This is a genomic window from Acinetobacter sp. G18 (assembly GCF_052660225.1).
The window spans coordinates 1,094,890-1,109,334 of record NZ_CP109658.1; the positions used below are offsets into that span (position 1 = coordinate 1,094,890).

Below are 14,445 nucleotides of genomic sequence, written 5' to 3' on the forward strand. Positions count from 1 at the left end.
AAAAAAGCGCCTTAAAGGCGCTTTTTTATTGAATAAATTTTAATTAAATCATTCTGGCATCTTTCAATTCTAATTTTAAATAGGCATAAAAGATTGGTGCTGCAATCAGGCCACCTAAACCAAAAATTGACTCAAAAATTAACATTGCCAATAAAATTTCCCATGCATTGGCATTAATTTTATGTCCAATAATTTTCGCATTGATAAAATATTCTAACTTATGTACTAATACGAGATAGAGCAGAGCAACACCTGCTAAACCCAGTGAAACCGTAAGCGCAGCAATAAATGTGAGCGTATTTGAAATTAAGTTGCCTAAAATCGGAATTAAGCCAAACAAGAAAGTAAGAATGGTTAATGTTTTAGCGAAAGGCAGATGAACACCCCAAATCGGCAATATTACAAAAGCAAATAAGATAAAGAGCAGTGTATTAATTGCCGAAATTTTAATTTGGGCAAAAACGACATTTCTAAAAGAAATTGATAATTTTTGAATACGTTGGATGAGTAAAGACTTAAATACAGGCTGTGGTGTACGACGGTGAAAGCCATGAATCGCCACCAAAATACCAATAATAAGGCCCATAATCATCGTTACAAAGTTATGTAAGATATCGGAACTGGCATTTTTTAATGTGGTCACGTTATCTTTCATAAATGCAAAAATTTCATCTTTTAGTTCTGTAACACTATCTGGAATATAACCTGGAAGATATTTGCCAATTTCAGTTTGTAAGTGTAATAGCGTTTGATCGACTTTATTGTTGATATTATGAATACCTACACCTTTTAAGTCATAAACGACAAAGCTAATTAAACTTGTTATGAAAAAGGCGATGAGTGAAACCGTGATAATACTCAGTAAAATACTAATAAAAATGCGGGCTCTTTGACCATCAATATAACGTTCAACAATAGAGCTTAAACTAATAATAATTTCATAAATGAGAAAGCCAGCAAAAAAGCTTGCTAAGAGATGCAAGGGGATAACCGAAAGCAAAAAAATGCCCATCAGAATATAGCTTGCAATCAGGCTTTGACGATTACTCAAACTTTGCATGTGAATCCCTAAATATCGTGGGGAAATATGGGTATATATTGCTAGAATAATAATTACTTATACTCTTGCATGTTGGTTGCTTCAATCTGTGAATTATATTTTTATCAAGAAATAAGTATGTCTGTATAAAAAATGGCTTGTACAATTACAAACCATTTTATGTTGATCTTATCGTATCTTTGCTTCGTCTAGATGACGAGCACCTTCTAAAATCATTCTTATCATGATCATAGTTTGTTCGGCGACTTCTGCACGTTGATGAACTGGAAGATCCAGCACTTTAGCACCCATGTGAAATACAAGCTGTGTAATTGCTTTTGCAACAAGCTCAGGATGATATAGGTGATTGTTATTTAAACGCTCTAGACGGATTAAATCTTCTTGTAGTTCTTGTTGGAAGAAATTGAGCTGGCGGTCTACCGCAGCTTTATAAGAAGCTGAACCTGTAAAGCCTTCGCGTAACAATAGACTTAAATTACCTTCGTCTGCATCAAGCTGCTGAAGAAAAATTTCTACAGAACTACGAATAATGCTGTCTTGGAAAGAGGCACGTAAACGAGCCTGACGAATAATCTTACGTAAAACGATACCTGCGCGGTCAATCAGTGAAATGGCTAACTCATCAATATCTTTAAAGTGACGATAAAAGCTATTTGGTGCAATACCAGCTTCCCGTGCGACTTCACGTAAACTTAATGAGGCGATACTTTTTTGAGGACCGATCAGGTTAAGAGCGGCCTGAAAAAGTTCGTCTTTCGTAATCGTCGCTTTTCTTCCAACAGAACGCGTTGCTGTTTTTATTTCAATGACATCTTGTGAAGAGGCTGTGTCATTTTGGCTCTGAGAAAGTGAGGTTTGGGTCATGCTTTTCAATATATTCTTAAACTGTCTGGATTATAGCGTTAGACAGGTAACTTGTGAAATTGTAATTAAAAGTACGGGTGTATATACAAATATATATACATGTGTATAATAATTAAAAAAGAGCGACAGAGCCCTCAGTTATGCAAGCAATCGAAAAGAGAAATTCTCTATTCAATTCATTAACACAAGCTGTATTTGACAAAAATATAGCGAGTTTCTGGCTACAAAAAATAAATCCTTTATGGTCTGTACAGCACGGACTAGTTCAAATTGTAAAAAAAGAATTCGTGGCTCATGACACTGTGAGCCTTACTCTAAAATACAACCGTTTGGTCAAAACGGGCGCAGCAGGTCAGCATCATCCTGTTATTGTTGAAATTGCCGGCCGCCGTTACGAACGTACTTATAGCTTGACGCAAATTGATGCAGAGCACTTACGTTTAACAGTTAAAAAAGTTGCTGATGGTATTGTCAGTAACTGGTTTATTGCTGAAAGTAAAATTGGCGATATTTTTGAGCTTGGTCAACCTTATGGTGACATGCAACAAAATATTCAGACACCGAAATTAATTATGTTGGCTGCAGGCAGTGGTATTACACCAATGTTGAGTTTAATTACAGCGATTAAGCAAAGCCAGCAGTTAGAAAAAGTACAAGTTCAGCTTTTATATTGGGTAAAACAGCGCTCTGATGCTGCTTTTACAGAATATTTTGAGCAAGTGGCTGAACAAAATCCAAACTTTAGCTATCAGGTGTTTTATACGCAAGAAACACCAAATGATGAGCGTTTAAATGCTGAACATCTTGCGTTAGTTGATGATATTGAAAACAGCACGGTCTACGCATGTGGTCCATCGGGTTTTGTTGCCACTGTTGAAGAGCTTTTTGAACAAGCACCAGCCGTACTGACTGAAGCTTTTAGTTTAACTAATGAAAGTTCTGCAGATGATGTTGGTTATGTAAATGTCACATTAACCCAGTCTAATAAAGTGATTGCCATTCCTAAAGGCCAATCTATTTTAGTCAGCCTTGAGCATGAAGGGCTTAAGCCAACACATGGTTGCCGTATGGGAATTTGCAATAAATGTGTTTGTAGTAAAGCGCAAGGTTCTACCCGTAATTTACTAAACGGTAGTCAAAATACTGAACCAAGCCAGTTACTTAAAATTTGTGTCAACTCAGCACAATCCGATCTAGTTATTGATCTTTAAGAGAGAACTCTGATGAATATGCCAGTGAAAGTCGAATATTTTAAAAATCCTAAAAATCGCGATTTGACTCCAGCAGAGCTTGAAGCATTTGCAAAAGAGCTTGATCAGATCAAACAAGAAGTATTGGATGATTTGGGTGAAAAAGACGCTAAATATATTCGCCGTGTCTATGCCGCAGTTCGTTACAGTGGTCTTTTAGGTCGTGCTTGTCTATTTGCTGGATGGTTTCCGCCAGCATGGGTTTTAGGAACAGGTCTATTAGGTTTCTCTAAAATTATGGAGAACATGGAGCTTGGTCATAACGTGATGCACGGTCAATATGACTGGATGAACGACCCTAAGTTTAATGGTCAAACTTATGAGTGGGACACCGTAGGTACATCTGATAACTGGCGCCAAACGCATAACTATAAGCACCATACCTATACCAATATTAAAGGTGTTGATGATGACATTGGTTATGGCTTGCTCCGTTTATTCCCAGAGCAACGTTGGAAACCAGGTTTCTTACTCCAACCTGTTTATAGCATTCCGTTTTGTTTATTGTTCCAGTGGGGCGTAGCAATTCAGAATCTTGAAATTGGTCGTGTTCTTTACAAACGTAAGACTAAAGCCAAATTTTTAGAAGAGTTAAAACCAGTGAATAAAAAAATTGGTAAACAACTTTTTAAAGACTATGTGTTCTTTCCGTTAATTGCAGGGCCCGCAGCGTTACCTGTGTTTACAGGAAACCTAGTTGCAAATGGTCTGCGTAATATGTGGACATTTACGATTATTTTCTGTGGTCACTTTACAAAAGATGCAGAAGTATTTCCAAAGTCTGTTTTACAAGAAGAAAGCCGTGGACACTGGTATATGCGCCAAATTCGTGGTTCTTCAAATCTAAAAGGTTCAGAAGCATTACATATTTTAAGTGGACATTTGAGCCATCAGATTGAACATCATTTATTTCCTGATGTTCCAGCACGCCGTTATCGCCAAATGGCTCCAAAGGTTGAAGCTGTATGTAAAAAATATGGTATCAATTATAACAATGCGAGTCTGGCGAAACAGTTTGGACAGGTTGTAGGCCGTATCTTTAAATATGCTTTACCTTTTAAAAAATAAGTCAAAAAAGCCCTGAAATTTCAGGGCTTTTTTAGAGCAACAAATTATTTAAACTGGATTGAACCGTTTGCATTAACAGTAATTTTAGACTCGCCAGCAGCCATGTCTTGAGCCGGTGCAGCTTCTGCCATAGCAAATTTAGCCATGCTGGCACGCATTACGGGTTGAGGGAAATAATTGTTAGTGTTCAAGTTTAAATTGACCAACGTATATTGGTTTTTATTCCATGCTTGAGTCAACATTTGAGCACGTTGTTGGAAGTTTTTAGATGCTTCTACCATCAACTCATTTTCAACTTTTTTACGTTGTTCGTCAGAAACCGTAAAGTTAATCGATTGAGTTTGGAAGTTTTGCTGCAATTCGTTCACTAACTGGCTAGCGGCTTTAAAATCTTTACTTTCAAGACGAATTTCAGCACGACCACGCCATTCTTTTAACTTATTGCTATCGTTATCGTAAATTGGATAAGTGCTTTGAGCACCAGTTTCCACTTTTACTTGCGGGTATTTACGGGAAGTTGCAAGCGCTTGATTCATTAACTGGTTAATCTGATTTGAAAGTTCAGCAGGCTGCTTGTTACTTTTTTCAATATACAAAGTGGCATGCATTTCATCATTAGATACCTGACGAGAAGCTTCAGCTTGTACATTTACAATATTGTAGTGAAGGGCATTATCATCTTGGGCAAAAACCATAGGGCTGAGTACCGTACCAAGTAGAAGAGTAGATATTGCTAAAGTACGCATAAATTTATCCTTTAAAAATTAATATAAATTTAATTTTTTTCATTAAGAAATGTTAAACATAAGTTATGCATAACTTTGGCAGATTTTGTGGGGTATTTGTAATATTTAAATCAATTTTTTTAATTTTTGGTAAGAATAAAAACTATAAAAAATAAAAACTTAAAATTTAAGTGTTTCAATGTAACTTAAAGAATCAAACTAATATAAAAAAAGAATATTTTCTTTAGGTTGTCACATAGTATGATGATAATTCATCATAACTATTGGGATAATACATATTTTCAATAAGATTAGATGAGTAAAGTACACAAAAGACGTTTTTTTTCTTGCAAAATTAGGTATCATCGCGCTCCTAGTTACAAGATATAAAATATGTGTCTTCGCTAGTTCTATAAAGCACCGAGTCAAAGGACCAAAAGTCACCAGACTTATTTCTTTCTACCCTTATCAGAGATGGTAATCCGATATGAGCGTTACTTCTGTCAACCCTGCCGATAATGCTACCAACGAATATTATTTGACTCGCCAAAGTCAGATGGAATCGAATGTTCGTAGCTATCCACGTAAATTACCGTTAGCGATAGCGAAAGCACAAGGCTGCTGGGTTACTGATGTTGAAGGTACACAGTACCTTGATTGTTTAGCTGGGGCAGGTACATTGGCTTTAGGTCATAATCATCCTGCGGTGATTCAAAGTATTCAAGACACATTGGCAAGTGGTTTGCCATTGCATACTTTAGACTTAACCACACCTTTAAAAGATGCGTTTACTGAAGCGTTGTTAGCATATTTACCAGGCGGTAAAGAAGAGTACTGCTTACAGTTCTGTGGTCCTGCTGGTGCAGACGCGACTGAAGCAGCGGTTAAACTTGCTAAGACTTACACTGGTCGTAGTTCAGTAATCAGTTTTTCTGGTGGTTATCATGGTATGACCCATGGTTCACTTGCAATGACTGGTAACTTAAGTGCGAAAAACTCGGTTAACGGTTTAATGCCAGGCGTACAATTCATGCCATATCCGCATGAATATCGCTGCCCACTTGGTTTGGGTGGTGAAGCTGGTGTTGATGCTTTAACTTACTATTTTGAAAACTTTATTGAAGATGTTGAAAGCGGTGTAACAAAACCTGCTGCTGTGATTCTTGAAGCAATTCAAGGTGAAGGCGGTGTTGTTACTGCTCCAGTAAAATGGTTGCAAAAAATCCGTGAAGTGACTGAAAAGCACAACATCGTTTTAATTTTAGACGAAGTTCAAGCTGGCTTTGCACGTTCAGGCAAAATGTTTGCGTTTGAACATGCAGGTATTGAACCTGATGTTGTTGTAATGTCTAAAGCAGTAGGTGGTGGTTTACCACTTGCAGTATTAGGTATTAAACGTAAATTTGATGCTTGGCAGCCTGCTGGTCACACCGGTACTTTCCGTGGTAACCAACTTGCTATGGGTACAGGCCTTGTAGTATTAAAAACGATTAGCGAACAAAATCTTGCTCAAAATGCGCAAGAACGTGGTGATTTCCTACAAGCTGAATTGAAAAAATTAGCTACTGAATTCCCATGTATCGGTAACGTACGTGGCCGCGGTTTAATGATTGGTGTTGAAATCGTTGACGAGCGTAAACCTGCTGACCGTATCGGTTCTCATCCTGCTGACTCTCAGTTAGCGGCTGCGATCCAGACTGCTTGCTTTAACAACAAGTTATTGCTTGAAAAAGGCGGTCGTAACGGTACAGTAATTCGTTTACTTTGCCCACTTATCATTACTCAAGAAGAGTGTGTGGAAGTAATTGCCCGCTTTAAGAAAGCAATTGCAGAAGCATTGGTTGCAGTACGAGGCGCGTAAATATGGTGGATTTTGCAGAACATCGTAAAGCGTTACTCTGCAATGATGCACAATCCATTGCTGACTATGAGTCAGCAATGGGCGAAGCGGTAAAAGCCGTTTCAGCATGGTTGCAAAATGAAAAAATGTACACAGGCGGTAGCATTAAAGAATTGCGTTCAGCAATTTCTTTCCAACCTTCAAAAGAAGGTATGGGTGTACAAGAATCACTTCAACGTATGATTGAGCTTTTCTTAAATAAAAGCTTGAAAGTACACCATCCACATTCATTAGCGCATTTACACTGCCCAACTATGGTGATGAGCCAGATTGCGGAAGTGTTAATCAATGCAACTAACCAGTCTATGGACTCATGGGATCAAAGCCCGGCAGGTTCATTAATGGAAGTTCAGTTGATTGATTGGTTGCGTCAAAAAGTAGGTTATGGTTCTGGTCAGGCAGGTGTATTCACTTCTGGCGGTACTCAATCTAACTTGATGGGTGTTTTGCTTGCTCGTGACTGGTGCATCTCGAAAAACTGGAAAGACGAAAATGGTAATCCATGGTCTGTACAGCGTGATGGTATTCCAGCTGAAGCAATGAAAAACGTCAAAGTTATTTGTTCTGAAAATGCGCATTTCTCTGTGCAAAAGAACATGGCAATGATGGGCATGGGCTTCCAGTCAGTTGTGACTGTTCCTGTGAATGAAAATGCTCAGATGGATGTTGATGCTCTCGAAAAAACGATGGCGCATCTTCAAGCTGAAGGTAAGGTTGTTGCTTGTGTTGTTGCGACAGCAGGTACAACTGATGCTGGTGCAATTGATCCATTGAAGAAAATTCGTGAAATCACAACGAAATATGGTTCATGGATGCACATTGATGCTGCGTGGGGCGGTGCATTGATCTTGTCAAATGACTATCGTGCAATGCTTGATGGTATTGAGTTGTCTGACTCAATTACCCTCGACTTCCATAAGCATTACTTCCAAAGCATTAGCTGTGGCGCGTTCTTGTTAAAAGATGAAGCGAACTATCGTTTCATGCACTACGAAGCTGAATACTTGAATTCTGCTTATGACGAAGAACATGGTGTACCAAACCTTGTGTCTAAGTCATTACAAACGACTCGTCGTTTTGATGCATTGAAATTGTGGATGACAATTGAATCACTAGGTGAAGACCTATATGGTTCAATGATTGACCATGGTGTAAAACTGACTCGTGAAGTTGCAGATTACATCAAGGCAACTGAAGGTTTAGAGCTTTTAGTTGAACCACAATTTGCTTCGGTATTGTTCCGTGTTGTGCCACAAGGCTACCCAGTTGAGTTTATCGATAGCTTGAACCAAAACGTAGCAGATGAATTGTTTGCACGTGGTGAAGCAAATATCGGTGTAACAAAAGTGGGTGATGTACAGTCATTGAAAATGACAACATTAAGCCCTGTTGTGACTTTCGAAAACGTTAAAAACCTTTTAGGTCAAGTATTGGCTGAAGCTGACCGCATCAAAGATGCGATTGCTTCTGGTAACTATGTACCACCAATCGACTAATTAAGTTGATAACAAAAAAAGCTCGGTTTATTGCCGGGCTTTTTTATTGCATATTATTTTTATTAAAAGTGTGCATCACAACAGAAGGAAATGCACAAAACATGCATATTTTCAAAAAACAAAAATAATTATGCATGATTTATGGGGAGCAAATTTCTTATTGTATTGGTATGTTCACGATATTTTGGGTCGCATTGATATATCAATATCGTACTTACTTTAAATAATCCCGCTTTAACTGAAAAAAGTAAGTGGCTGTAATTACAATTAAGACAAGGAAGAAGAAATGCAACAAGCGAATATGCTCAATGAATTTAAACTCATTATTGGCGGTCAACTTTGTTCAGGTGAGCAAGGTGAACTAGAAATTCTAAACCCTGCTACTGGCTTAACTGCTGCACGTTGTGCAAAAGCATCAGTTGCACAGGTCAATCAGGCAGTGAGTGCAGCTAAACAGGCATCTAAAGCTTGGCAGCAAGTTTCTCATGATGAACGTAAGTCAATCTTGAACAAGATTGCAGATGGCATTGAAAAGCACGCTGAAATGCTTGCAGAGTTGGTTGTGCTTGAACAAGGTAAGCCATTGGCACTTGCGCAAATGGAAGTGCAGGGTGCAATTGGTTGGACGCGTTATGCGGCTGCTATGGATTTACCTGTAGAAGTTATTGAAGACAGTGAAACTAAGCGTATTGAGCGCCATCGCCAACCATTAGGTGTAGTGGCTTCAATTACGCCATGGAACTGGCCACTCATGATTGCGGTTTGGCATATCATGCCTGCTTTACGCGCGGGTAACGTTGTTATTAGCAAACCTTCTGAATACACACCACTATCAACTTTACGTTTATGTGAAATCATTCAGCAAGAAGTTCCTGCTGGTGTTATTTCAATTGTGGTTGGTGCTGGTGAGATTGGCGAAGCGCTATCTTCTCATCCAGATGTACAAAAAGTCGTGTTTACGGGTTCAACTCGAACAGGCCAGCACATTATGGCTGGTGCAGTTCAGCAGTTAAAACACTTAACTTTAGAGTTGGGTGGTAATGATGCTGGTATTGTATTGCCAGATGCAAATATCGATGAAATTGCAGCTAAGATTTTTAACATGGCGTTCTTAAACGCTGGTCAAACATGTGCAGCCTTAAAGCGTCTATACGTGCATGAAAGCCAATATGAAGCTTTATCGCAAAAGTTAGCTGATATTGCCAATGCTCAAGTTGTGGGTGATGGTATGGCGTCTTCTACCACATTTGGCCCAGTACAAAACCAAATGCAATATAACAAGGTAAAAGCTCTTATTGCGGAAGCGATTGAACAAGGTGCAAAAGCACTTTCTGGACAACAACAGCTACCAGAGCAAGGCTACTTTATTGCGCCAACTATTTTGACTGAAGTTTCTGACTCTTGCCGAGTGGTGCAAGAAGAGCAGTTTGGTCCAGTATTGCCTATCTTAAAATATACAGATATCAATGATGCAATTGCTCGTGCCAATGACAGTGAGTTTGGTTTAGGTGGCTCAATTTGGTCTTCCGATATTAAAGCTGCTCAAACTTATGCTACTCAACTTCAATGCGGTACCGTTTGGATTAATACCCATGCAGAAGTCCTGCCTCATGCACCTTTTGGTGGCTGGAAAATGTCTGGTATAGGTGCCGAGTTTGGTTTGGAAGGTTTGCTTGAAAATACGATTGGGCAAACGGTTCATATCAGTAAAGTCTAAATATTCATTTTAAGGCGGATCTAATATCCGCCTTTTATTTTCATTCATAAGGTAGAAAAGCTTGGCTTGCTTATTGGGAGTGATGATAGCTCATACTTTTAGGTTTGATTAAAAAATGATTCTGTTCTTTGATTTTTTTTAGAACAATGTAAGACTTTATGTGACCAATAAAATTATAAGAAAGCAATCTTTCAGTCACAAATTGGGAAAGCTGTTCTAAGTTTTCAGCAACGACTTTTAAAATAAAATCTGCATCGCCACTAATTGAAAACGCATCTTGAATATTATCTTCGGCTTCAATCAATTCTTGAAAAGCTTGCTGTGACTTTGCCTCGTGTGTTCTTAAATTAATGTGAATCATTGCTGTAACTTCCAGTCCTAGCGCCTGCTGCTGGATGCGCGCGGTATAACCTAAGATTATGCCTTTTTGCTCGAGTAACTGTCTTCTTCTAGAACATTGCGAAGCAGATAAACCGATTAAATCTCCTATTTCCTGATTGGTGAGTCGTCCATTCTTTTGTAATGCTTGAATGATTTGCCAGTCGAACTTATCCATTGCATAAAATCCTTTTATGATACACAAATCATGTATTTTTATTAAAATGCGTTTTCATTATGCACGAAATCTAAAAGGTAGATGAAATATTATTTTTCTATGGAATAAAAATTGGTCTCAAAGGATATAGAGCAATGTTCATAGAAATCGGTGACTTTTTAAATCTTCGTTTAAAACAAATGGGTATCCAACATCTCTTTGGTGTACCTGGTGATTTTAACCTCTCATATCTAGAACAAGTTGAAGCAGACCCACAACTCGAATTTATTGGAAATTGTAATGAATTAAACGCTGCCTATGCAGCAGATGGTTATGCACGAATTAACGGTTTTTCTGCCTTGGCAACCACGTATGGTGTAGGTGACTTAAGTGCGATTAATGGTATTGCAGGTGCCTACGCAGAAAATGTACCTCTTATTCATATCTCAGGAATTCCACCGTTACATGCAGTTCAAAAGGGTACTCTTATACACCATACATTAGTTGATGGTAACTATGACAATATTATGAACTGTATGAAAGAGTTTACAGTTGCCCAAACTCGTTTAACTCCAGCAAATGCAGCCTTTGAAATTGACCGTGTATTACGTCAGTGTTTCCTTGAACGCCGTCCTGTACACATTCAACTACCAGGCGATATTACCCACGTTAAAATTGAAGTATCTGAGCGTCCCCTCGACTTAAGCTATCCAGCTGTTGAACCTGAATTATTACAAACTGTGGTAAAAAAACTCTGTGACATTATTGAGAATGCTCAAAGCCCAGCACTTCTTATTGATAATGAAGCTTCAGTTTTTGGTGTAACGTCGCTTTTAAATGATTTATCTCAAAAATGCTCGATTCCATTTGCAGGTATGAATACTGCAAAAAATATTATGGATGAAGGCTCACCTCGTTATATCGGGACTTATGTGGGTGGGGCAAGCCAACCGCATGTAAAAAATATCATTGAGCAATCTGACTGTTTGATTGGTATTGGTGCACGCTTTACCGATGTGGGTTCAGCTGTATTTACTCATCAAATTGAAACTAAAAACTACATCGAAATTAAATCTTATGGCTTAAATATTTTTGGTCAGGATTTTCCGGGTATTGAGATTGGACAATTACTTGTCGAGCTAAATAAAAAAGTTGCGCCACGTAAATCGTCAACACCTCTTCTCGAAAAACAACCTCAGAAAGTAGTTGAAGCTCCAGCTCAACAAAAGCTAAGCCAAGATGTGCTTTGGAATTACATTTCAGGATTCTTAAAAGAAGATGATGTGATTATAGGTGAAGTCGGGACATCAAACTCTGCTTTGTCGGGTATAAAGCTCCCAGCTACAGCTAAATATATTGCTCAGCCGCTTTGGGGTTCTATTGGTTACACCTTACCAGCTTTGCTTGGTAGTTTGTTGGCTGCTCCAGAACGCCGTCAAATTTTATTTATTGGCGATGGTTCTTTCCAGCTTACCGTACAAGAACTCTCTACCATTATTCGTCACGGTTTAAAACCAATTATTTTCTTGTTGAACAATGGCGGTTACACCATTGAACGATTAATTATGGGTGAAAATGCTGCCTATAACGACGTGCAAAACTGGAAATACACTGAAATTCCTGCAGTATTTAACGGTAAGAAAGGTCATACCACTTATGTGGTTGAAACCGCAGGGCAGTTAAAGAGTGTTTTAGACAACGTTCAGCAAAATGACCAGTTAACTTTTATTGAATTAAAACTACCAGCAATGGATGCACCAGTAAGTTTGAAAAAATTTGCTTCTGTGATTGCGCGTTTTGACTACGGCGATCGTGGCTACGAAATTTTAAAGGAGCGTTCCCAACCAGTTAAATGTAAGGATGCAAGCTCGTTTTAAATAGAAGATAGGACAAGTCTTCTCAAAATTAAATGGACTCATATTAAAGCAACTTATGTCCGAAGGTCGGTTTCTGATCTTCGGATGTAGTGCTGAATAAAGGTGTACAGGAAGTGACACCAACATTGGAGATAATGTTATGGATGCAAACAATAAGCACGAGTTAAAACAAGGCTTATCCAATCGGCATATTCAACTCATCGCACTCGGAGGAGCGATCGGAACAGGGTTATTCTTAGGTCTTTCACAAACAATTAAATTGGCTGGTCCTTCAATTTTATTGGGATATGCAATTGCAGGGGTGATTGCCTTTTTAATTATGCGCCATTTAGGTGAAATGGTTGTTGAAGAACCAGTGAGTGGTTCTTTTAGTTATTTTGCGAACAAGTATTGGGGCAAAATGGCTGGTTTTATGTCTGGTTGGAACTATTGGGTGTTGTATGTACTAGTGAGTATGGCCGAACTGAGTGCTATTGGTACGTTTATCCAATTTTGGTGGCCCGAAATTCCGACATGGATGACTGCATTATTTTTCTTTATTTTAATTAACGGCATTAACTTGGTAAATGTCCGCTTTTTTGGGGAATCTGAGTTCTTATTTTCCTGCATTAAAATTGTTGCCATTTTAAGCATGATTGGCTTTGGTGCTTATTTATTATTTTCCGGTTCAGCAGGTCCGCAAGCAGGTGTTGCAAATTTATGGCAACACGGTGGTTTCTTTCCGCATGGTATTCATGGCTTTATTATGGCTTTGGCTGTCATTATGTTCGCATTTGGTGGCTTAGAGCTTATTGGTATTGCGGCTGCAGAAACGAAGAAACCAGAAACAACAATTCCAAAAGCAGTAAATCAAATTGTGTACCGCATCCTGATTTTTTATATCGGTGCAATTGGTATTCTTTTATGTCTTTACCCTTGGAATATGGTTGCAGAAGGTGGTAGCCCGTTTGTTTTAATTTTCCAGTCACTCAATAGTAATGGCGTGGCAAATGTTCTTAACTTTGTGGTCTTAATTGCTGCTATTTCTGTTTATAACAGCTGTATCTATTGTAATAGCCGCATGTTGCATGGTTTGGCAGAGCAGGGTAATGCTCCTGCAATTTTGAAGAAAGTAAACAGTCGTGGTATTCCAGTTCCGGCAGCAGTTGTGTCTGCATCAATCACAGCTGTATGTGTGGTAGTGAACTACTTAATTCCTGGCCAAGCGTTTCAGATCTTTATGATGTTGGTTGTGGCAGCACTTGTCATTAACTGGCTTATGATTTCAGTCACACATTTGAAATTTACCAAAGCAATGAAATTGCAACGTCGCCAAACTAAGTTCCAAAGCATTATGAGTCCATGGAGTAATTATTTAACCATTAGCTTTGTATGCTTTATTCTTATTATTATGGCGATGACGCCAGATATGAGATTGGCTGTTATTTTAGGGCCTATTTGGTTGGCGGCTTTAGCTATCATGTATTTCTTGAAGTACCGTAAAAAAATGGTCGCAATGCCAGAAGTGCAATCAAACTAATAAGCTAAATTTACAGTGATATTGCGGTTATCTGACAAAGAGCAGATAACCGTTTATCTTTTTGTCATAATATTTTCATGTTTGAGCGAAATAATTTTTCAAAATAAATATGACATGTAAAAAAATAAAAAATGGGTTAGTAAAATAATTTTGTAATCTCAATTCATTAAGTTTTTATAATTTAAGCAAAATTATCAATTTGTTGATTTGGGTGTTTGTCATATTCAAAATTAAACTTGAGTGCGAGCTACCTTGTAAAATAAGATTAAATGATTGATATAAAATAGAATTAGAAATATGACAGTCCCGATTTTAAAAATCATTAAAGCGTCATAATACTGTAACTTATTTGTCATATTTTCTATTCACAATGCAGCTATCGAAGAGCGTACAAGCACTAAACAAAAAGTGACGTACAACCTATTGCATTAATG

Annotated in this window: 11 protein-coding genes; 7 read left to right on the top strand and 4 right to left on the bottom strand. The window is 38.1% G+C overall.

Annotated elements, in window-relative coordinates; all coding sequences use genetic code 11:
* Nucleotides 1–43: 43 nt before the first annotated feature.
* Nucleotides 44–1,060: an AI-2E family transporter gene (locus NE363_RS05165; protein WP_004700095.1), complete on the bottom strand. Its 1,017-nt coding sequence runs from the start codon at nt 1,058–1,060 to the stop codon at nt 44–46.
* Between the two features lie 168 nt (nt 1,061–1,228).
* Nucleotides 1,229–1,924, bottom strand: a complete 696-nt coding sequence (fabR, locus tag NE363_RS05170; protein ID WP_019457712.1) for an HTH-type transcriptional repressor FabR — start codon at nt 1,922–1,924, stop codon at nt 1,229–1,231.
* A 140-nt stretch (nt 1,925–2,064) separates the two neighbouring features.
* Here fabR and NE363_RS05175 point away from each other — a divergent pair, with 140 nt between their 5' ends.
* Together NE363_RS05175 and NE363_RS05180 are read left to right on the top strand one after the other, a co-directional pair.
* Nucleotides 2,065–3,135: a ferredoxin reductase gene (locus NE363_RS05175; protein ID WP_445535964.1), complete on the top strand. Its 1,071-nt coding sequence runs from the start codon at nt 2,065–2,067 to the stop codon at nt 3,133–3,135.
* A gap of 12 nt (nt 3,136–3,147) precedes the next feature.
* A complete protein-coding gene (locus NE363_RS05180) occupies nt 3,148–4,242 on the top strand; it encodes a fatty acid desaturase family protein (protein ID WP_039254465.1) in 1,095 nt (364 codons plus the stop codon).
* A 44-nt stretch (nt 4,243–4,286) separates the two neighbouring features.
* On the opposite strand, the gene NE363_RS05185 is transcribed toward NE363_RS05180, so the two are convergent.
* Nucleotides 4,287–4,988 (bottom strand): SIMPL domain-containing protein, encoded by a 702-nt coding sequence (locus NE363_RS05185; protein ID WP_004700109.1) that lies wholly within the window; start codon nt 4,986–4,988, stop codon nt 4,287–4,289.
* 466 nt (nt 4,989–5,454) lie between these two features.
* On the opposite strand from NE363_RS05185, the gene NE363_RS05190 reads away from it, so the two are divergent.
* From NE363_RS05190 to NE363_RS05200, 3 genes are all read left to right on the top strand, one after another.
* On the top strand, nt 5,455–6,828 hold the full coding sequence (locus NE363_RS05190; protein ID WP_004700112.1) for a diaminobutyrate--2-oxoglutarate transaminase: 1,374 nt from the start codon (nt 5,455–5,457) through the stop codon (nt 6,826–6,828).
* 2 nt (nt 6,829–6,830) lie between these two features.
* On the top strand, nt 6,831–8,363 hold the full coding sequence (locus NE363_RS05195; RefSeq protein ID WP_004700113.1) for a pyridoxal phosphate-dependent decarboxylase family protein: 1,533 nt from the start codon (nt 6,831–6,833) through the stop codon (nt 8,361–8,363).
* A gap of 286 nt (nt 8,364–8,649) precedes the next feature.
* Nucleotides 8,650–10,080, top strand: coding sequence for an aldehyde dehydrogenase family protein (locus tag NE363_RS05200; protein WP_288101002.1), 1,431 nt, complete (start codon nt 8,650–8,652; stop codon nt 10,078–10,080).
* Nucleotides 10,081–10,150: 70 nt separating this feature from the next.
* Here NE363_RS05200 and NE363_RS05205 read toward each other — a convergent pair whose 3' ends face one another.
* A complete protein-coding gene (locus NE363_RS05205) occupies nt 10,151–10,636 on the bottom strand; it encodes an Lrp/AsnC family transcriptional regulator (RefSeq protein ID WP_004700117.1) in 486 nt (161 codons plus the stop codon).
* A gap of 134 nt (nt 10,637–10,770) precedes the next feature.
* Here NE363_RS05205 and NE363_RS05210 point away from each other — a divergent pair, with 134 nt between their 5' ends.
* The gene (locus tag NE363_RS05210) at nt 10,771–12,492 is read left to right on the top strand and encodes an alpha-keto acid decarboxylase family protein (RefSeq protein WP_151740489.1); all 1,722 of its coding nucleotides are present in this window, start codon (nt 10,771–10,773) and stop codon (nt 12,490–12,492) included.
* 139 nt (nt 12,493–12,631) lie between these two features.
* Nucleotides 12,632–14,011 carry an amino acid permease gene (locus NE363_RS05215; RefSeq protein WP_049065385.1) on the top strand — a complete coding sequence of 460 codons (1,380 nt, stop codon included), beginning with the start codon at nt 12,632–12,634 and terminating at the stop codon, nt 14,009–14,011.
* Nucleotides 14,012–14,445 lie beyond the last annotated feature (434 nt).

Coding starts and splice junctions, on each gene's coding strand:
- NE363_RS05195 (WP_004700113.1), top strand. CDS start 6,831: ATGGTGGATTTTGCAGAACATCGTAAAGCGTTACTCTGCAATGATGCA.
- fabR (WP_019457712.1), bottom strand. CDS start 1,924: ATGACCCAAACCTCACTTTCTCAGAGCCAAAATGACACAGCCTCTTCA.
- NE363_RS05210 (WP_151740489.1), top strand. CDS start 10,771: ATGTTCATAGAAATCGGTGACTTTTTAAATCTTCGTTTAAAACAAATG.
- NE363_RS05215 (WP_049065385.1), top strand. CDS start 12,632: ATGGATGCAAACAATAAGCACGAGTTAAAACAAGGCTTATCCAATCGG.
- NE363_RS05175 (WP_445535964.1), top strand. CDS start 2,065: ATGCAAGCAATCGAAAAGAGAAATTCTCTATTCAATTCATTAACACAA.
- NE363_RS05185 (WP_004700109.1), bottom strand. CDS start 4,988: ATGCGTACTTTAGCAATATCTACTCTTCTACTTGGTACGGTACTCAGC.
- NE363_RS05200 (WP_288101002.1), top strand. CDS start 8,650: ATGCAACAAGCGAATATGCTCAATGAATTTAAACTCATTATTGGCGGT.
- NE363_RS05190 (WP_004700112.1), top strand. CDS start 5,455: ATGAGCGTTACTTCTGTCAACCCTGCCGATAATGCTACCAACGAATAT.
- NE363_RS05165 (WP_004700095.1), bottom strand. CDS start 1,060: ATGCAAAGTTTGAGTAATCGTCAAAGCCTGATTGCAAGCTATATTCTG.
- NE363_RS05205 (WP_004700117.1), bottom strand. CDS start 10,636: ATGGATAAGTTCGACTGGCAAATCATTCAAGCATTACAAAAGAATGGA.
- NE363_RS05180 (WP_039254465.1), top strand. CDS start 3,148: ATGAATATGCCAGTGAAAGTCGAATATTTTAAAAATCCTAAAAATCGC.